Source organism: Rathayibacter tanaceti (assembly GCF_001634385.1).
In the GTDB taxonomy this organism is placed as follows: Bacteria; Actinomycetota; Actinomycetes; order Actinomycetales; family Microbacteriaceae; genus Rathayibacter; species Rathayibacter tanaceti.
This window is the reverse complement of record NZ_LIIN01000064.1, coordinates 1-17,340: the sequence shown is the minus strand read 5'-3', so window position 1 is coordinate 17,340 and position 17,340 is coordinate 1. Positions and strand designations below refer to the sequence as shown.

The following is a 17,340-nucleotide window of genomic DNA, read 5'->3' as shown; positions in this document are numbered from 1 at the left end:
ACGCCGGGCGCGGCCGGGCGAAGCCCTCGGGAGGCGGAGTCCCCACCGACGCCGCGCACGGCCGCAAGCCCGCGCGGGCGCGGATCGCCCGCTGCTACCGTCCTGGCATGAGCGACCAGAGCGCGGACGACCGCCACGACCAGCTGACCAGCGCCCCGAAGGCCACGGAGGCCGACGCGGCACCCCGCATCGACGTCTCGACGACCGCGGCGGGCGACACTCGCATCGACATCCGCGAGGACGCGGCCGTGCGCCCCGGCCGCGTGGAGGAGAACGGCGACGAGGCCCAGGACGACTCCGGTGCCTGAGGCGGCCCCGGCGTCCGCGCCGACTCCCGAACCCGCAACGGCCTCCGAGCACGGAACGCCCGAGCCACGTCGCGCCGCCCTCGTCTACAACCCGGTCAAGGTCGACCTCGAGCGGGTCAAGGCCGCTGTCTCGCGCGCCGAGGCCGACGCCGGCTGGGCCGAGACGCTCTGGTTCGAGACGTCCGTCGAGGATCCCGGAGCCGGGCAGACCAGGGAGGCGCTGGCGGCTGGGGTCGACGTGGTCATCGCGGCCGGCGGCGACGGGACGGTGCGCGTGGTCGCGGAGGCGCTGCGCGGCTCCGACGCCTCTCTCGCCCTGCTGCCCTCTGGCACCGGCAACCTGCTCGCCCGCAACCTTAACCTCACGCTCGACGACATCGACAACTCCCTCGCCGTCGCGTTCTCGGGGAAGGACCGCGCGATCGACATCGGCCTGATCGACATCGAGACGGCGAAGGGCCGCGACCACCGCGCCTACGTCGTGATGGCGGGCCTCGGGCTCGACGCGAAGATGCTCGCGAACACCGACGACGACCTCAAGAAGCGCGCCGGCTGGCTCGCGTACGTGGACGCCCTGCGCAAGGCGCTGCTCGACAAGAACCAGCTCGAGTTCCGCTACCGCCTCGACGACTCGAAGACCCGCCGGGTGCGCGCCCACACGATCATCGTGGGCAACTGCGGAGCGCTGCCCGCGAACATCCTCCTGCTGCCGGACGCCGCCGTCGACGACGGGGAGTTCGACATCGTGCTGTTGCGGCCGGAGGGGTTCTTCGGCTGGGTGCAGATCATCGTCAAGGTCGTCTGGGAGAACGGGATCCTGCGCCGCAGCGGCGTGGTGGGAGCGAAGCTGATGGGGTTGACCAAGGAGGTGGCCGCCCTGCGCTACGTGAAGGGTCGCGACCTCACGGTGCGCCTCGATCACGAGCAGGAGATCGAACTCGACGGCGATTCCTTCGGCTCGACCTCGGCGTTCCGCACCTGGATCGAGCCGGGCGGGCTCACGGTGCGCGTCCCCGCCTGACCGGCGGGACGACCGCACGGTCCGCCTCCCGCCGGGAGGGAGAGGCGTCATCCATCCCGGCGGCGGCGTCTGCTCCGAGCACGACGCTGCAGCGCGGCTTCGGGTGCCGCACCCCATGCGTGTGCATGAACAGGGTGACTGTAGTGCGGGATCCGTCGCACCCGCAACGGTCCTCGCTCTATCGACGGCGCGCCTAGGTAGTTCCGCTCTCCTGTAGGCGTCCCGCGCAACGGGATCCGCACCCACCGCACCCCCGCGGGCGCCACGCCCAGATGCCGACACGCGCGGGTGCGCCCACGGCGTCAAGGAGGCACGCGAGCAGCGGGTGAGCCGATACCGTCCCCCTATGGGCTTCTTCGACCGCAACGACCCCTCGACCGTCGCACCCGATCAACGGCAGAAGGTGTGGAGCGACGGCCTCGGCCGATTCGCGTTCCGCTGCCTCCAGCTGATCATCGTGCTCGTCCTGGCCGTCGGGATCGTCTACGCCATGACGCAGCTGACGCTCGTGCTCATCCCCGTGATGATCGCGCTGATCCTCGCGTCGGCGATCCACCCCGTCCTGGCCTGGATGCGACGGAAGGGCGTTCCCTCGATCCTCGCGACGTGGCTCGCCCTGATCGGGCTGCTGGCGGTCCTGGGCGCGGTCGCCTGGCTGATCACCGTCGCGGTCCGCAATCAGTGGGACGAGCTGGTGAGCAGCGCCTCCGACGGCATCACCTCGCTCCAGGACTATGTGCAGCACCTGCCGTTCCAGATCACGGACGAGCAGATCGAGGACGCTCGGCAGACGGTCGTCGACTTCCTGACCTCGAGTTCCTTCGGCAGCGGCGCACTGGCCGGAGTCTCGGCGGCCGCCAATTTCCTCACCGGTCTGGTGCTGATGATCGTCGTGCTCTTCTTCTTCATGAAGGACGGGCCGAAGATCTGGGAGTTCCTCCTGCGCCCCTTCACCGGCTCGGGCTACGAGCGCGCGAAGCGGGTCGGCGCGAAGACCGTCGACGTGCTGGGCGGCTACGTCCGCGGCACGGCGACCGTGGCCGCGGTCGACGCCGGGGGCATCGGAGTCGCGCTGGCGATCATCCAGGTGCCGCTGGCGATCCCGCTGGCGGTCATCGTCTTCCTCACGGCGTTCATCCCGATCGTCGGAGCGACGGCGGCGGGCGTCCTGGCGGCCCTGGTCGCCCTGGTCGCGAACGGCCCGGTGGCCGCGCTGATCGTGATCCTCGTCGTGATCGGCGTCAACCAGCTTGAGGGGAACTTCCTCCAGCCGGTGGTGATGGCGCGCTCGCTCAAGCTGCACCCCCTGATCGTGCTCATCGCGCTGACCGTCGGGACCGTGCTGGCGGGCATCGTGGGAGCCGTGCTGGCCGTGCCGATCGCCGCGGTCGTCTGGGGCATCGTCTCGATCTGGAACGGTCAGGACTCGCCCGCGGAGCCGGCCCGGCAGAAACGCGCAGAGACCGTCTGAGCCGCCCGGGGGATGAACCGAGCGCCGATCGGCCGCGAAAACGACGCTGTGTGACGCGCGGCGGTCGCGCTCGGGGTCGATGATCCCGTAGAGTCGAGTCATCTCCTGGGCGATCGCCCGAATTCCACGGCTGAGAAGTCGCAAGACGAAGAGACTCAGCCCCTGATAGAGACCGCATCGATCGAGAGCATCCTCCTCGATCCCCCGGTTCGAACGCCCGTCTCGCACGCGGGTACCGCCTTTCACAGGACGCCGCGGAAGCCGCGCCGTTCCTCGTTCGACCCCCGTCCCACCGACTCCGTCGGCGGACGGGACGTTCTCCCCCGCAGAGTCGTCCTCCCCCGTGGAGGCCAGCGCTCAGCACCCTAGACGACCCGAGCGGTTCCCATCCGACGCGTGTGTTCATCCGCGCGGAGGAGGAGTCGAGCGGGTACCGCACAGTCGTGCGGAATCTGACGACGTCGGCTCCGGCCGTCGTCACCATCACGTAAGGAAAAGACATGCCTACTGGCACCGTTAAGTGGTTCAACTCCGAAAAGGGCTTCGGCTTCATCGCTCCCGACGACGGAGGCGCCGACGTGTTCGCGCACTTCTCCGCCATCGCGAAGCAGGGCTACCGCGAGCTCGTCGAGAACCAGCACGTCGAGTACGACGTCGAGCAGGGCCGCAAGGGCCCGCAGGCCGCGAACATCCGCGGCGTCGGCGAGTAATCTCCGACTTCCGACGCCCCGTCGACCAGGATCCCCGGATCCGGTCGGCGGGGCGTCCGTCGTTTCCGGCGGAGGTGGCGCGGGGCACCCGCGACGTCCTGCTGCTGCCGGAGTCCCGGCGGCGGGCTCAGACCACGAGCGGCCGGGCGGTGTGCACGAGCTCCTCGTGCGGCAGAGCGCGGAGGCGGGTGGCGATCTCGGCGCGGGCGGTCGCGTCGACCTCGGCCCACGCGTACTCCTGCGGGTGCAGCGGAGTGACGGTCACCAGATCGGCGTCGCCGGTCGCCAGCTCGAGGCGCTCGGGCAGCTCCGGGCTGCGGAGGCCGAGCAGCACGCCGACGGCACCCTGCGCGTCGGTCCACGACGCGGGCGCCTCCACGCCGGAGAGGCGGGCGGTGTCGACGCCGGAGCGGCAGCAGACTCCCTGGAGTGCTGCGCGGCGAGCCGCCTCGTAGAGCACGCGGAAGTGCCAGTGGTCCCAGAGATCGGCGGTGGGGACACCGCGGACCGCGGAGGTCTCGAGGCAGAGCTCGAGACCGAGCCCGGTGCCCGGGCTCGCGAGCCGGTCGAAGGGGTCGCTGAGGCCGTCGGTCGCGAGCACGACGGACGGGCCGCGGTCGATGCGGAGGAAGGCTCGGTGGTCGGTCGGCCAGCGCGCGCCGCCGCGGGTACCGGGATCCTCGGTCGACACGACCACCGTGCGGTCCAGGGCGCCGACGGCCCGCCAGGTCGCGGCCCGGTCCTCGGCGACGGCCTCGGCCAGCGCCCGTCGCTCATCCTCGGTCCAGCGGACCTCACGAGTGCGGTTCAGGAACAACGACATGGGACTTCCCGTCCGCGCGGCCGTCATGCCGCGCTCCCGGCACGCTACGGCGCCCGCCCCGACGCCTCCTCCGAGCGACCGGAGTACTTCCTGGACGCCCGCCGATGCCGGCGGGCCCGTCAGGCTAGCGGGTCGACCCCGTTGGTGCGCCAGCGCTCGTCCGCGAGTTGGCCCGGAGTACCGGGGCTCGACTCCTCGCCGAGGGGCTCGGCGCCCCTCCGCGCCTCCGCGGGCACCGCGCCGAGCGAGGTGCCCGCACCCTCGGCCGTGCTGCCGGGCGCGAGGAGGCCCTCCTCGTCCTCGTTCGGGCCCACCTCGTCCTCGGGTGCACTCTCGGAACCGCTCTCGCTCCGGGGGTCGTATCCGTGATCGGGGTCGCGGCTCTCGTCGGGCGTCGTGTTCTCCTCCACCTCGGAGTCGGCGGGGCGGACGTCACCGACCTCCTCGACCTCGACCGAGGGCGTGCCCTCGAAGCCGGCAAACTCGGGGCTCTGGTCAGCGCTCATGGCCGCCACGGTAGCACCGGGCGTCCGGGCCGCGGAGGGGGTTCCCCGGCGGCCGTGAGCCGGCCGTCCAGCCGCCACGCCCTAGGCTCGGAGGGCGATCACGGACGACGGGAGTGACATGCGACGACTCGGGTACGACAGGTTCGGCGGGCCCGACCTGCTCTCGTGGCGCGAGGCCCCGGTGCCCATGCCGGGCCGCGGCGAGGTCCTCGTCCGGACCCGCGCGGCGAGCATCAACGCGACCGACGAGAAGATCCTGGCCGGCTCCGCTCGGATCATGACCATCGGCCGCTCCCGCCCCTACGGCTTCGGGCTCGACGTCGCGGGCACCGTGGAGGCGCTCGGCCCGGGCGCGCACTCCGTCGCGATCGGCGACCGGGTCGTCGGGATGACCCGCGAGGGCGACGCCTTCGCCGACGCCTCCCTCGCGCGCAGCAGCGCGCTCGTGCCGATCCCCGACTCCCTCGACTTCGTGCAGGCGGTGACCCTGGCGATGTCGGGAGGCACCGCGATCGGTCTGGTGGACGCGCTGCGCGCGCGTGCCGGCGAACGGATCCTGGTGGGCGGCGGCTCCGGAGCCATCGGGACCATCACCATCCAGCTGCTGCTGCGCGCGGGCTGTGTCGTCTCTGCGACCGGCTCGGCCGCCTCCGCCGAGACCCTGCGCGGCCTCGGCGCAGAACCGCACGACTACCGCGCGCTCGACCTGAGTGTGCTGGCCGGCCGCTTCGACGCCGTGGTCGACGTCTCGGGGCACCTGCCCGCCGACGACGCAGCGATCCTGCTCGCCGACGGCGGCCGCATCGCGACCCTCGTGCCCAGCGGCCCCGCACTCGTCGCCCAGGCCGTCGGCGTGCTCCGGCGCGGCCGGCCGCGAGTGCGCAATCTGATCGTGGAGGCGACGGCCGAGCGGATCGGGCGGGCGATCTCGCTGGCCGGCTCGGGCGAGCTGCGGCCGGAGCCGGGTGCCGTGCATCCGCTCGAGGAGATCGTCGACGTGCTCTCGCGCCGAGCGGCCGGATCCCAGCGCACCCTGGGCAAGATCGTGTTCACCGCGGACGACTCGGCTGAGCTGAGCTGAGGCGGGCAGGGGAGGTTAGCGGCAGCCGCCCGCCCGGACAAGGGCGAGAAGCGCCCCGACCCGCCCGGACAGGATGGTCGCATGCCCGCATCCCCCTGCTCCTTCCCGTACCCCCTCGGCGTCTTCCTCCGCGGCGACGCCGAGGCGAACGCCGCCGTCTACTCCGAGACCGCGGACAGCGTCGAGATCTGCCTCTTCGACGAGACCGGAGCAGAGACCCGCGTCGCCCTGACCGAGCGCACGGGGCACGTCTTCCACGGCATCGTCCCCGGTCTGCGCGTCGGCACCCGGTACGGGCTGCGCGTCGACGGCCCGTGGGACCCGGCCAACGGGCTCCGGCACAATGCTGCCAAGCTGCTGCTCGACCCGCATGCGACGGCGATCGAGGGCTCCTACACCTGGTCCGAGGATGTGTTCGGTCAGTTCTACGAGGACGCCGACAGGCGCAACGACGCCGACTCCGCCCCCGCCGTCCCCCGCTGCGTGGTCACCGACCCGCACTCCTTCGACTGGGCCGGAGACACCGCACCACGGATCCCGCTCGAGGACACCGTCGTCTACGAAGTGCACGTGAAGGGCTTCACGAAGCTGCACCCGGACGTGCCGGAGGACATCCGCGGCACCTACCGCGGCCTCGCGCACCCCGCCGCGATCAAGCACTTCACCGACCTCGGCGTGACCTCGGTCGAGCTGCTGCCCGTGCACCAGTTCGTGCAGGACTCGCACCTCGAGGAGAAGGGCCTGCGCAACTACTGGGGCTACAACTCCCTCGGCTTCTTCGCCCCGCACAACGAGTACTCGCACTCGGGCGACGACGGCTCGCAGGTGGACGAGTTCAAGGCCATGGTGAAGGCGTTCCACGAGGCCGGGCTCGAGGTCATCCTCGACGTGGTGTACAACCACACCGCCGAGGGCAACGACAAGGGCCCGACGCTCTCGTTCAAGGGCATCGACAACGGCTCCTACTACCGCCTGGTGGAGGGGGACCGAGCCCACTACTTCGACACCACGGGCACCGGCAACAGCCTCAACGTCGCCCACCCGGCCGCGCTCGGCCTGATCATGGACTCGTTGCGCTACTGGGTGACCGAGATGCACGTCGACGGGTTCCGCTTCGACCTCGCTACCACGCTGACCCGCCAGACCGGCGAGGCCGAGGTGCACAGCGCGTTCCTCGACCTGATCGCGCAGGACCCGGTGCTCGCGCCGGTGAAGATGATCGCGGAGCCGTGGGACACCGCCGGCTACCAGGTCGGCGGGTTCCCCGCGGACTGGTCGGAGTGGAACGGGAAGTTCCGCGACGACGTGCGCGATTTCTGGCACGGCGCGGACTCGGTGCTCGGCACGACTGCGCAGCGTGTGCTCGGCTCGCCCGACGTCTACGAGGCCGACCGCCGCTCGCCGCTCTCGAGCGTCAACTTCGTCACGGCGCACGACGGCTTCACCCTCGCCGACCTCACCTCCTACTCGCGCAAGCACAATGCGGCCAACGGCGAGGACAACAACGACGGCGAGAGCGACAACCGCTCCTCCAACAACGGTGCAGAGGGCCCGACCGACAACGAGGCGGTGAACGAGCGTCGCGCCCGCATGCGCCGCAACTTCCTCGCGACGCTGCTGCTCTCGGCCGGCGTGCCGATGATCCTGGGGGGCGACGAGATCGCCCGATCCCAGGGCGGCAACAACAACGCCTACTGCCAGGACGATGAGATCTCGTGGTTCGACTGGGAGAACGCGGACCGCGAGCTGTTCGCCTTCACCCGCGGGCTGATCGCGCTCCGCGCCGCCGAGCCGGCGCTGAAGCCGAGGTGGTTCCGCCGCGCCCCCGGCGACGGCGGCCCCGACACGGTCGACATCCTCCGCTCGGACGCGCAGGGCTTCGCCGACGAGGACTGGGACAACCCGGATGCCCGCTCGATCACCTTCGTGTTCGCGCACGAGGGCAGCGCGAGCTTCGCCCTGCTGCTGAACGCGGCCGAGAACGGCGTCGAGTTCACTGTCCCGGAGGCTCCGGGCGCCGAGTGGACGCTCGCCGCCTCCAGCGACCCGGAGCAGGTCGTCGAGGGCGAGGTCACCACGCTGATCGTGCGCGACGGCTCGTTCACGCTGCTGCGCTCGGCCGCCTGATGCCCGGCCGAGCCCCGCGGCGGCTGCGCTTCAGCGGGCGCATCGCGGGGTTCGGCACGGCCTCGGGCACCCGCGTGGTGCTCGGGCTCTGGGAGTCGACTCCGTACGGCGCGTTCGCGGACGCGATGATCGAGCGCGGCGACGGGCACCGGATGCTGATCGCGCCGTCAAACGAGGTCGCGGAGTTCATCGCCTCGACGTACTCGTTCGACGACGTGCGGATCGAGGCGGTGTCGTGGCGGCGGGTGCACGGCGGGCTGTCCGTCTCGGCGGGGCCGCTCGAGGTGTCGCTGCGGCTCGGCGGCCTGACACCGCTCGGGCGGCTGCTGCGCGTCGTCCCGCGGCCCGTCGCCGAGCACCCCGGGTGGCTGACGGCGATCTCACCGGTCGCCTCCGTGCTCGTGCGCGGGGTCAGCACCGCGGGGTCGGCCGGGAACGGCCGCCGCGAGTACTACGGGGTGCGCGCGATCCGCGGCGTCCTCGGGGTCGACGCCTCGCTCGACGGAGCGGGCCTCGGATCGCTCCGGCCGCTGTCGCCTCCCGTGCGCTTCGGCTTCTCCTCGGCGCCCGCGACTCCGGCGATCGTCGACGTGACCACCACGATCGCGCTCCCGCGCGACGCGAAGACGGCGCATCCGCGCCACTGAAGAACCGGCACTGACGAAGACCCGACACGAAGAAGAACCGACACGAAGAAGAACCGACACCGAAGAGAAGGGACGCTCCTCATGAAGAAGGGCGACAAGATCAGCTGGAACACCTCCCAGGGCGAGACCCACGGGAAGCTCGTCGAGAAGAGGACGAAGGAGTTCCAGTTCGAGGGACAGACGTTCAAGGCCTCGGACGACGAGCCGTACTGGATCGTCCAGAGCGACAAGACCGACGCGAAGGCCGCGCACAAGGAGTCGTCGCTGACGAAGAAGTAGGGCGGCGGCTCCACCGGGGGAACCCCGGACCGTCGAGGGGGCCAGTACTCCGTGGCCGCCTCGACGCTTCGGGGTTCCCTCGCGCGGAGAGCGCGGACGGGAGGCCGCGGTCAGAGCCAGCCGCGCTCCTCCGCGAGCAGGACGGCCTGCTGGCGGGTGCGGACGGCGAGCTTCGCCAGCACGGCCGAGACGTGGTTGCGCACCGTGCCGGGGGCGAGCGACAGGGCGCGCGCGATCTGGCCGGTGGTCTCGCCGCGGCGGCCCGCGCGGAGCACGTCGAGCTCGCGATCGGTGAGCGGGCAGCGCTGGTCGCTGAGCGCGTCGGCCGCGACCTCGGGATCGACGTAGCGGCCGCCCGCCGCGACCCGGCGGATCACCTCCGCGACCTCGTGCGCATCTCGCGACTTGGGCAGGAACCCCGAGACACCCGAGGCCAGCGCCCGCCGCAGCACTCCCGGCCGCGCGTGGCGGGTGACCACGATGCAGCGCGTCGCGACCGTCCGCACCAGGCGCTCGGCGACGTCGACGCCGTCGAGCCCCGGCATCTCGAGGTCGAGCAGGCAGATGTCGGGGGCGAGGCGGGCGGCCTCGACGAGCGCCTCCTCGCCGTCGGCGCACTGCGCGACGACCTCGATGTCGTCCTCGAGCCCCAGGAGCGACGCCAGCGCCGAGCGGATCATCGCCTCGTCGTCGGCGATCAGCACGCGGATCATCGTGCGACCCCCGTCACCGGCACCGTCACGACGACGGTGAACGATCGGGCCCCGTGCTGCACGTCGAGCGAGCCGTCAGCCTCGGCGACCCGGCGGCCGATGCCCTCGAGGCCCGCCCCACCGCCGTGGTCGGCCTCGACGGGGGCCGCCTCGGCGTCGTTCTCGATCGTGAACCGCCAGGCCCCCGCCTCCGGTCGCAGCGACAGCCGCGCCCACTTGCCGCCGCCGTGGCGGAGGACGTTGGTGGTCGTCTCGCGCACCACCGGCCCGAGGACGTCGGCCGGGGCGAGATCGGCGGAGGGGTCGACGGCCGCCTCCGCCGCGACTCCGGCCGCGCGCAGCAGATCGACCGCATTGGCCAGCTCGTCGCCGAGCGGGACGGAGCGGAACCGGGTGGCCAGGTCGCGCGTGCCCTGCCGCGCCTCGTCGACGCTGGTGCGGGCGGCGCGCAGCTGGGCGAGCGCCGCCTCCTGATCGTGCGCCATCAGGCGCTCGGCGAGCTCGAGCTGCAGGGCGATCACCTGCAGGTGGTGCCCCTGCAGGTCGTGCACGTCGGTCGCGACCCTCAGCCGCTCCTGCGTGGCGCCGAGCCGCGCCTCGGAGGCTCGGGCCTGATCGAGCGAGACCAGCACGTCCCACCACCACAGCGAGAGCACCGACATCCAGGGCAACGCGATCGAGTAGAAGCCGACGAGAGCGCTGCTCACGCCCTCGTCCGTCAGCGGCGCGACATGCAGATCGATGAACCAGAGGGCGGCGAGCAGCACCGTCCCGGCGAGCACGATCCGGCGACGGAGGCCGGGGGCCCAGGGCAGCAGCACGAGCATCTGCACGACCGGGAGGACCGCGATGGTCCACATCCCCGAGGCGACCCCGGCGAGGACTCCGTAGGCGACGGCGACGGCGAGCGGCGCCCACGCGGTACGACGGCGCATCGAGAGCGGCTCTCCGCGCCGGTTGCGGTAGTCGAGCAGCAGCGGGACCTGCGCGAGGGTCCAGACGACGCCTCCGATGCCCACCACGAGCACCGCGGCCGTCCCCCGGCTCGAGAGGATGAGCGCCGGCACCCAGACGAGCACCAGGATCAGGCCGAAGAAGAGGATGCCGCCGGCGGTGTACCACCAGGTCGCGGTGATGCTGCGGGTCAGCTGCAGGGTGCCGCGCGCCGTCCGCTCGGCATCGCTCACGGGCTCGGTCCGGGTGATCACGAGGCCACCCTACGGGCGTGACAGAAGTCACGGGTCCGAGGTGCGAAGCGCCCGGGAGGCGGTGACGGACGGGCACTTCCCGCGGATCCGCGACCCCGGTGGGCTGGAGTCAGTCACGAGACGGACCACCCGGTCCCCGACCAGCAGGAGAACGTCATGAGCGTCATCACCACCTTCCAGGACCTCGTCGCCGAGGTGCCCGACATCGTGCAGCCCCTCATCGTCGCGGCGGCCGGAGCCGTCCCGTTCGTCGAGGGCGAGGGCGCCGCGACCATCGGCATCATCGGCGGGGTGAACCCGGTCATCGCGGTCCTCGCGGCGATCGTCGGCAACTTCGCCTGCGTCGCCCTCGTGGTGCTGCTGAGCTCGGGAGCACGGCAGGCGGTCGTCAACCGCACGCGGGTGGCGGCCATGGCGGGCGGGGCACCGGAGCGGCCGGCGGTCTCGCCGCGCAAGGCCAAGTTCCAGCGGGCGTTCGAGCGCTACGGGGTCCCCGGGGTGAGCCTGCTCGGGCCGCTGCTGCTGCCGACGCAGTTCACCGCCTCGATGCTCGCGGCGGCGGGAGTCGGCCGTGGGCGGATCCTGGTCTGGCAGGGCATCGCGATCGTCGCGTGGACGACGATCATCGCCGTGATCATCAGCGGAGTGCTGTCGACGGTGGGCTGAGCGTCGTGGGCGGCCCGGCCGGTTCGGTGCCCGAGTGGACGCCGGACGGGTCTCCGACGGCCCGCCGCGCCCGGTGGGCGTCCAGTCGTGTCGGACCCGTGCCGCGAGTGGGCGCCCACCGAGCGCTGGGCCGTCTCAGCGCTCGTCCAGAGGCGCAGGATGGACGCATGAGCGACCAGCCCGAGCGGTGGACCCGCGCGACGACGCAGCCCGACATGTGGACCGACCCGGAGGACGACCCTCGCGAGGGGACGAGCCCCGACGGCGAGCCGGCGACCCTCGAGGACTACCTCTCGGCCTACCGCCACACGCTGATCATGAAGTGCGACGGACTCACTCCGGAGCAGCTGGCCCGCCGCTCGGTCCCGCCGTCGACGATGTCGCTGCTCGGACTCCTCCGCCATCTGGCGGAGGTCGAGCGGGACTGGCGCGGCTGGCTGAGCACGGACGCGCCTCCCTCGAAGCTCTACGGAGGTCGCGACGCCGACTTCGACGGTGCGGTCGGCGAGCAGGAGGTCGTGGACGAGGCGCTCGCGTCGCTGCAGCGGGAGCAGCGGGACACCGACGCCGCGATCGCCCAGCACCCCGACCTCGGCGAGCGGGTCGGGCGCGACGGCATCGCGATCCGCGAGTTGCTGGTGCACCGCATCGAGGAGTACGCGCGGCACTGCGGGCACGCCGACCTGCTCCGCGAGTGCGTCGACGGCCGCGTCGGGCAGTGACGGCGGCAGAGCGTCGGACGCCCCCGCTTCGCCACTGAGGTCGCGCGGACGGATCAGCGGCGGTCGAGGAGCGCGAGCAGCGCCGGTTCGACCTCCGCCTCGGTGATGTGGCCCGCGACGACGAGCTCGGCCAGACCGTGCACCGCACCCCAGACGGCGGTGGTCAGGGCGGCGACCGCCGCGGAGGAGGAGTCGGCCGGCAGGAGGGACGCGGTCGCGGTGGCGAGGACCGCCTCGACCCCGTCGATCAGCGGGGCCATCGCGGCGCTCGGCGACCCAGGGACGCAGACCTCGGGGTCGTAGATGACGCGGAAGCGCTCGGGGTACCGGGCCGCGTAGCCGACGTAGGCGCCTCCGATCAGCACCGCGCTCGACTCCGCCGAGCGCCCGGCCGCCTGCTCCTGCGCCCTGGTCAGCGCCGCGAGCAGCTCGGCCATGCTGACCTCGCTCAGCCGCTTGAGGAGCGCGGTGCGGTCGCCGAAGTCCCGCGAGCCGAACAGGGTCATGCGAGCCGGAGGTCGGCCCGGGGGCGTCAGGCCGAGCGGCGCACCAGCTCGTGCACCCAGGCCAGCTTCTCGGCGATCACCGGAGTGATGACGAACGGGTAGAGGTCGTCCTTGCCCATCGAGCGGTTCACGCTGTTGAGCGCGAGCGAGAAGCCGTGCCAGCGACCGAGGATCTCGGGCATCTCGAGCGTCGAGACCCGGTCGGCACCGACGGCGTGCACGCTGCCGACCAGCGAATCGGGGAGTCGTCCCCACGGACCGGCGATGGTCATGCCGACCGAGGCGGTCGTCTCGAGCGCGTCGGCGATGTGCAGATAGTGGGCGAACGTCTCCGCGAAGTCCTCCCACGGGTGGGTCGTCGCGTACTGCGAGATGTGCTCGCGCGCCCAGTCCTCGCTCCCCGAGCTCCGGAGTAGTGCGTATCGAGCGCCGCCGCGTAGTCGGCGCGCTCGTCGCCGAACAGCGACCGGAACGCCGGGATCAGGTCGGTGCCCTCGACCAGCAGCTGCCAGTAGTAGTGGCCGATCTCGTGGCGGAAGTGGCCGAGCATCGTCCGGTACGGCTCGCCGAGGCGCGCCTTGAGGGCCTCGCGGTGCGCGTCGTTGCCCTCCGAGAGGTCGACGGTGACGACTCCGTCGGCGTGACCCGTCGTCACGTGCTGTCCCTGCGCCGACGACAGCAGCTCGAAGGTGAGCCCGGTGGAGCCGCTGCGGCGCTCGACGGGCAGGTCGAGGTGGTGCAGCTGGCGCACGAGGCGGCGCTTGGCGAACTCGGCGACGGTCAGCTGGCTCAGTGTCGCCGCGTCGTAGACCGCGGGGCGCACGCCGGTGAGGGCGCAGGAGGCGCAGGCGCCGCCGGTCCCCTCCTCCGCCAGCCAGGTGCAGCCGATGGTGTCGCGGTAGCGGCACGATTGCCGGCCCGAGGCCTCGGCGAGCTCGTCGCGGTCGAGGTCGTAGGCGAGCGCGGTGCGGCAGCGGAGGCACACCGCGTCCTCGAACTCGACGCGGGCCTCACAGTGGGGGCAGCCGAACACGCGCAGCGGAGGGGGCCTTCCGGGATGACGAGGCGGCGGCGGGCGCCGCCCTTCGACACTAGTCAGCCCTCGGCGGGTGCGCGCGGGGTTGCCGCGCGCACTCCCGCCCCTCACGCGATGCGGATGAGCTTCTTGTTGACGAACTCCTCGAGGGCGCTGCGGCCCATCTCGCGGCCGGTACCCGAGCGCTTCACGCCGCCGAAGGGCAGCTCGACGGCGTCGCCGAGGACGAGGTTGATCCAGACCATGCCCGCGTCGATCCGGTCGGCGAGACGCAGCGCCTGCTCGGAGTCGGTCGTGTAGAGGTACGAGCCGAGACCGAACGGGGTGTCGTTCGCGAGGGCGATCGCCTCGTCCTCGTCGCGCACCCGGTAGAGCGCGGCGACCGGGCCGAAGAACTCCTCGCGGTAGGCGTTCATCTCGGGAGTGACGTCCTCGAGGACGGCGGGCGGGAAGAAGTTGCCCGTCACCTCGCCGCTGGCACGCACGGTCGCGCCCTGCTCGCGCGCGGTCGTGAGCTGCTGCTCGAGGCGCGAGGTGGCGGCGGAGGAGGAGAGCGGGCCGAGCAGCGTGCCCTCGGCGAACGGGTCGGCCGGCTGGGCCGCGGTGAACGCCTCCGTGAACTTGGCGGCGAAGGCCTCGTACAGGTCGTCGATGACGATGAAGCGCTTGGCGGCGTTGCAGGACTGGCCGTTGTTGTCGAGGCGGGCGGCGACCGCGTCCTCGACCGCCTTGTCGAGGTCGTCGGTCGACAGCAGGATGAACGGGTCGGAGCCGCCGAGCTCGAGCACGACCTTCTTGAGGTGCCGCCCGGCGATCTCGGCGACGGCCGCGCCGGCGCGCTCGGAGCCGGTGACCGAGACGCCCTGCACCCGCGGGTCGGCGATCACGGTCGCGGCCTGGTCGTTGGTCGCGTAGAGGTTCACGTAGACGCCGGAGGGAGCGCCCAGCTCCTCGGCCGCGGTGCGGAAGATGTCCGCGATCGCGGCCGCCGACTCCGGGCACTGCGGCGCGTGCTTGAGCAGGATCGTATTGCCCGCGACGATGTTCGGGCCGGCGAAGCGGGCGACCTGGTAGTAGGGGAAGTTCCACGGCATGATGCCCAGCAGCACGCCGAGGCCGGCGCGACGGACGAACGCGGAGCCGGTGCCGTCCGACAGCTCGATGGGCTCGTCGGCGAGGAACGTCTCGCCGTTGTCGGCGTAGTAGCGGTAGATGTCGGCCGCGAAGCGACCTCGCCCGCGGCCTGCTTGAGCGGCTTGCCCATCTCGCGCACGATGATCTCGGCGAGGGCGTCGGCGCGCTCGACGTGCAGGTCGGCGACCCGCGCGATCAGGGCGGTGCGGGTCGCGACGGGCACGGTGCGCGACCACGTCGAGTACGCGTCGTGGGCGGCTCCGATCGCGTCGGTGAGCTCGCCGTCGGTGACGGTCGGGTACTCGCTGAGGGTCGCGCCGGAGGCCGGGTCGATCACGGCGTAGTGGGTGCTCATGCGGGCAGTGCTCCTTCGCGGTGGTGGGCCGGAGCGATTCTCGCGCCGTCCTCGTCGATGATCTCCTGCGCCAGCCGCCGGCCGACGCGGATCGCGCCGTCGACGTGCTGGTAGCCCTCGGCCGCGAGGTCGCTCGAGCCGAAGCGGAGGGGGCCGACCGGCTCGAGCTGCAGCGCGCCGTAGCGGGTGAGCCCGCCCAGGTCGAAGCTGGCGGCGTAGGCGCCCTGGGTCCACTCCTCGGCGGCCCAGTCGCTCTCGTAGTAGACGACCGGATCGAGTGCGGCCGGCCCGAAATAGGCGGCGAGCGAGTCGAGGATCGCGGCCTTGCGCTCGGCTTCCGGCAGGGCGAGCAGCCTGTCGGCCTTCTCGTCCGAGACGAAGCCGACCAGGGTGCCGCGCTCCTCCCCCGCGTTGGAGTTGTCGTAGGCTCGTGCACGAGTGCGTGCGGGCTGAAGGCCGTGCCCGAGAGGCCGTCGGCGCGCCAGAACGGCGTCGCGTAGCTGGCGTGCACCTTGATCACGAGGCCGAGCGACTGGTGCTGCAGCGACTGCTGCCGCAGGCGCGGCAGCGGCGGCTCGAACGCGATGCGGTTGACGAGGTTGGGCGGCACGGCGACGATCGCGCGGCGGGCGCGCACCGTGCGGTCGTCGGTGCGCACCTCGACGCCGTCCTCCCCGTAGTGCACGGAGCGGACCGGCGCGTCGAGCACGACCCGCTCGACGCCGAGCCGCTGAGCCAGGAGCTCCGGCACCCGCTGCAGGCCGCCGAGCACGCGCTTGTCGAGGATGAAGTCGGCGTCGACGAGGTGGCTGAAGCCGCCGGCGCTGGCCGCCATCAGCAGCGCCTGCAGCAGCGAGAACGAGTGCGCGGGCTTGGTGAGCATGGCGTCGGCGACGAACAGCGCGATGTTGGCGCGCGCCTCCGCGTCGTCGGTCTGCTGCTCGAGCCACGCGCTGAAGCTGATGCGGTCGTAGTCGTGGGCGAGCGGATGCGCCCACGGGGCGGCCGGATCGGTCTCGACCACGAGGCGGTCGAGCAGCTCGATCAGGCGCGAGATCTCGGACTCGGTCGTCTCGGTGCCGGGGAAGATGTCGCCGGTGAAGCGGCGGGCGCGGCCGTCGGAGCCGATGTAGACGCTCTCGCCGTCGCGGTACCGGGAGTAGGTCGCGAGGCCCAGCTCGTCGAGCGTCTCGAGCAGCGCGGTCTGGTCGGGCGAGACCCACTGCCCGCCGAGCTCGAGCATCTGCCCGTCGATAACGCGGGTCTCGAGACGGCCGCCGACGCGTTCGCGGGCCTCGAGGACGAGGACGCTGCGGCCCTGCTCGTGGAGGCGCACGGCCGCGGTGAGCCCGGTGGCGCCCGCTCCGATCACGACGACGTCGTACTCGTGCTCTGTCCGGTGCGTCTCGATTCGGGACATGACAACTCTTTCCATCGGTGATCGCCGCGTTGAACGAGGGATTGCGAGTCATTTTGTCACAGACAGTGTCGAGATAGACAGTGCCCCGATCGCGACGCCTCGCTGTCAAAACTACATAGGCATGCTATATTAATAGCCGTGCCCGATTCCAGCGCCCCCGTGCGACTCGCCTCCGCCGCCACCGCTCTCACGCGGTTCGCCGGCCGCTCGAGCGGCGCGACCGGCCTCGGTGCGCAGTCCGGCGCCGTCTGGTCGACACTCGCCGAACTGCGCACCGCCTCCCCCGTCCGCCTCGGCGAGCTCGCCGAGCGGGTCCGCGTCACCCAGCCCACGATGACCGGCATCATCGCCCGACTCGACGAGGCCGACTGGATCCGTCGAGTGCACGACACGAGCGACGGCAGGGCCTGGCTGATCGAGGGCACCACCGCCGGCTTCGACGCCCTCCGCGAGCACCGCCTCCGCCTCGAGGCCGCCCTCGCACCGCTGTTCGACGACCTCGACGCCGACGATCGCCGCGCCCTTGAGCGGGCCGCGGCGATCGTCGAGGCCCGCGTCGCGCGGATCGCAGGCGCCCCCTTCCCCTCCTCCCCCGAGAAAGGCAGCA

At 72.1% G+C, this 17,340-nt stretch carries 18 protein-coding genes and 2 pseudogenes; 11 read left to right on the top strand and 9 right to left on the bottom strand.

Annotated elements, in window-relative coordinates:
- The 4 genes from ACH61_RS09235 to ACH61_RS09220 form a co-directional block, all read left to right on the top strand.
- The coding region (locus ACH61_RS09235) for a hypothetical protein (protein WP_236713612.1) at positions 1-308 on the top strand (308 nt) is incomplete at its 5' end.
- The gene (locus ACH61_RS09230; protein WP_068211420.1) at positions 301-1,329 is read left to right on the top strand and encodes a diacylglycerol/lipid kinase family protein; all 1,029 of its coding nucleotides are present in this window, start codon (positions 301-303) and stop codon (positions 1,327-1,329) included. The genes ACH61_RS09235 and ACH61_RS09230, both read left to right, overlap by 8 nt.
- A gap of 346 nt (positions 1,330-1,675) precedes the next feature.
- Positions 1,676-2,800 carry an AI-2E family transporter gene (locus ACH61_RS09225; RefSeq protein WP_068211418.1) on the top strand — a complete coding sequence of 375 codons (1,125 nt, stop codon included), beginning with the start codon at positions 1,676-1,678 and terminating at the stop codon, positions 2,798-2,800.
- 500 nt (positions 2,801-3,300) lie between these two features.
- Complete coding sequence (locus ACH61_RS09220) at positions 3,301-3,510, top strand: cold-shock protein (RefSeq protein WP_055786246.1); 210 nt, start codon at positions 3,301-3,303, stop codon at positions 3,508-3,510.
- Between the two features lie 127 nt (positions 3,511-3,637).
- Here the strand turns inward: ACH61_RS09220 and ACH61_RS09215 are convergent, their stop codons facing one another.
- Together ACH61_RS09215 and ACH61_RS09210 are read right to left on the bottom strand one after the other, a co-directional pair.
- The gene (locus ACH61_RS09215) at positions 3,638-4,333 is read right to left on the bottom strand and encodes a hypothetical protein (RefSeq protein WP_068211415.1); all 696 of its coding nucleotides are present in this window, start codon (positions 4,331-4,333) and stop codon (positions 3,638-3,640) included.
- Between the two features lie 119 nt (positions 4,334-4,452).
- Positions 4,453-4,839: a relaxase family protein gene (locus tag ACH61_RS09210; protein WP_068211412.1), complete on the bottom strand. Its 387-nt coding sequence runs from the start codon at positions 4,837-4,839 to the stop codon at positions 4,453-4,455.
- 118 nt (positions 4,840-4,957) lie between these two features.
- Between ACH61_RS09210 and ACH61_RS09205 the strand changes: the two genes are divergently transcribed.
- From ACH61_RS09205 to ACH61_RS09190, 4 genes are all read left to right on the top strand, one after another.
- The gene (locus ACH61_RS09205; protein ID WP_068211409.1) at positions 4,958-5,920 is read left to right on the top strand and encodes an NADP-dependent oxidoreductase; all 963 of its coding nucleotides are present in this window, start codon (positions 4,958-4,960) and stop codon (positions 5,918-5,920) included.
- An 81-nt stretch (positions 5,921-6,001) separates the two neighbouring features.
- A complete protein-coding gene (gene glgX / locus ACH61_RS09200; protein WP_068211406.1) occupies positions 6,002-8,047 on the top strand; it encodes a glycogen debranching protein GlgX in 2,046 nt (681 codons plus the stop codon).
- A complete protein-coding gene (locus ACH61_RS09195) occupies positions 8,047-8,694 on the top strand; it encodes a hypothetical protein (protein ID WP_068211403.1) in 648 nt (215 codons plus the stop codon). The genes glgX and ACH61_RS09195 overlap by 1 nt, the downstream gene beginning before the upstream one ends.
- Positions 8,695-8,775: 81 nt before the next feature.
- Positions 8,776-8,973 carry a hypervirulence associated TUDOR domain-containing protein gene (locus ACH61_RS09190; protein WP_068211401.1) on the top strand — a complete coding sequence of 66 codons (198 nt, stop codon included), beginning with the start codon at positions 8,776-8,778 and terminating at the stop codon, positions 8,971-8,973.
- A gap of 110 nt (positions 8,974-9,083) precedes the next feature.
- On the opposite strand, the gene ACH61_RS09185 is transcribed toward ACH61_RS09190, so the two are convergent.
- Positions 9,084-9,686, bottom strand: a complete 603-nt coding sequence (locus ACH61_RS09185; RefSeq protein ID WP_068211397.1) for a response regulator transcription factor — start codon at positions 9,684-9,686, stop codon at positions 9,084-9,086.
- A complete protein-coding gene (locus ACH61_RS09180; protein ID WP_236713611.1) occupies positions 9,683-10,894 on the bottom strand; it encodes a sensor histidine kinase in 1,212 nt (403 codons plus the stop codon). Before ACH61_RS09180 ends, ACH61_RS09185 begins: the two co-directional genes overlap by 4 nt.
- Before the next feature lie 156 nt (positions 10,895-11,050).
- Between ACH61_RS09180 and ACH61_RS09175 the strand changes: the two genes are divergently transcribed.
- Both ACH61_RS09175 and ACH61_RS09170 read left to right on the top strand, forming a co-directional pair.
- On the top strand, positions 11,051-11,560 hold the full coding sequence (locus ACH61_RS09175; protein ID WP_068211394.1) for a small multidrug efflux protein: 510 nt from the start codon (positions 11,051-11,053) through the stop codon (positions 11,558-11,560).
- 167 nt (positions 11,561-11,727) lie between these two features.
- On the top strand, positions 11,728-12,282 hold the full coding sequence (locus ACH61_RS09170) for a DinB family protein (RefSeq protein ID WP_068211391.1): 555 nt from the start codon (positions 11,728-11,730) through the stop codon (positions 12,280-12,282).
- Between the two features lie 53 nt (positions 12,283-12,335).
- On the opposite strand, the gene ACH61_RS09165 is transcribed toward ACH61_RS09170, so the two are convergent.
- The 5 genes and pseudogenes from ACH61_RS09165 to ACH61_RS16310 all read right to left on the bottom strand — a co-directional run bounded on the left by ACH61_RS09165 (position 12,336) and on the right by ACH61_RS16310 (position 16,733).
- Positions 12,336-12,788: a TetR-like C-terminal domain-containing protein gene (locus ACH61_RS09165; RefSeq protein ID WP_068211388.1), complete on the bottom strand. Its 453-nt coding sequence runs from the start codon at positions 12,786-12,788 to the stop codon at positions 12,336-12,338.
- A gap of 26 nt (positions 12,789-12,814) precedes the next feature.
- Positions 12,815-13,162 carry a putative zinc-binding metallopeptidase gene (locus tag ACH61_RS18850; protein WP_201787596.1) on the bottom strand — a complete coding sequence of 116 codons (348 nt, stop codon included), beginning with the start codon at positions 13,160-13,162 and terminating at the stop codon, positions 12,815-12,817.
- Positions 13,057-13,821 (bottom strand): putative zinc-binding metallopeptidase, encoded by a 765-nt coding sequence (locus ACH61_RS09160; RefSeq protein WP_201787595.1) that lies wholly within the window; start codon positions 13,819-13,821, stop codon positions 13,057-13,059. The genes ACH61_RS18850 and ACH61_RS09160 overlap by 106 nt, the downstream gene beginning before the upstream one ends.
- 185 nt (positions 13,822-14,006) lie before the next feature.
- Positions 14,007-15,313, bottom strand: a pseudogene (locus ACH61_RS09155) (aldehyde dehydrogenase family protein); the annotation flags it as partial.
- A pseudogene (locus ACH61_RS16310) lies at positions 15,310-16,733 on the bottom strand (flavin monoamine oxidase family protein). The pseudogenes ACH61_RS16310 and ACH61_RS09155, both read right to left, overlap by 4 nt.
- A 138-nt stretch (positions 16,734-16,871) precedes the next feature.
- On the opposite strand from ACH61_RS16310, the gene ACH61_RS09140 reads away from it, so the two are divergent.
- The coding region (locus tag ACH61_RS09140; protein ID WP_153038828.1) for a MarR family winged helix-turn-helix transcriptional regulator at positions 16,872-17,340 on the top strand (469 nt) is incomplete at its 3' end.

Bases quoted from the DNA above. Each gene is read 5' to 3' on its own strand.
- ACH61_RS09225 (WP_068211418.1), top strand. From the start codon at position 1,676: ATGGGCTTCTTCGACCGCAACGACCCCTCGACCGTCGCACCCGATCAA.
- ACH61_RS09220 (WP_055786246.1), top strand. From the start codon at position 3,301: ATGCCTACTGGCACCGTTAAGTGGTTCAACTCCGAAAAGGGCTTCGGC.
- ACH61_RS09215 (WP_068211415.1), bottom strand. From the start codon at position 4,333: ATGTCGTTGTTCCTGAACCGCACTCGTGAGGTCCGCTGGACCGAGGAT.
- ACH61_RS09210 (WP_068211412.1), bottom strand. From the start codon at position 4,839: ATGAGCGCTGACCAGAGCCCCGAGTTTGCCGGCTTCGAGGGCACGCCC.
- ACH61_RS09205 (WP_068211409.1), top strand. From the start codon at position 4,958: ATGCGACGACTCGGGTACGACAGGTTCGGCGGGCCCGACCTGCTCTCG.
- glgX (WP_068211406.1), top strand. From the start codon at position 6,002: ATGCCCGCATCCCCCTGCTCCTTCCCGTACCCCCTCGGCGTCTTCCTC.
- ACH61_RS09195 (WP_068211403.1), top strand. From the start codon at position 8,047: ATGCCCGGCCGAGCCCCGCGGCGGCTGCGCTTCAGCGGGCGCATCGCG.
- ACH61_RS09190 (WP_068211401.1), top strand. From the start codon at position 8,776: ATGAAGAAGGGCGACAAGATCAGCTGGAACACCTCCCAGGGCGAGACC.
- ACH61_RS09185 (WP_068211397.1), bottom strand. From the start codon at position 9,686: ATGATCCGCGTGCTGATCGCCGACGACGAGGCGATGATCCGCTCGGCG.
- ACH61_RS09175 (WP_068211394.1), top strand. From the start codon at position 11,051: ATGAGCGTCATCACCACCTTCCAGGACCTCGTCGCCGAGGTGCCCGAC.
- ACH61_RS09170 (WP_068211391.1), top strand. From the start codon at position 11,728: ATGAGCGACCAGCCCGAGCGGTGGACCCGCGCGACGACGCAGCCCGAC.
- ACH61_RS09165 (WP_068211388.1), bottom strand. From the start codon at position 12,788: ATGACCCTGTTCGGCTCGCGGGACTTCGGCGACCGCACCGCGCTCCTC.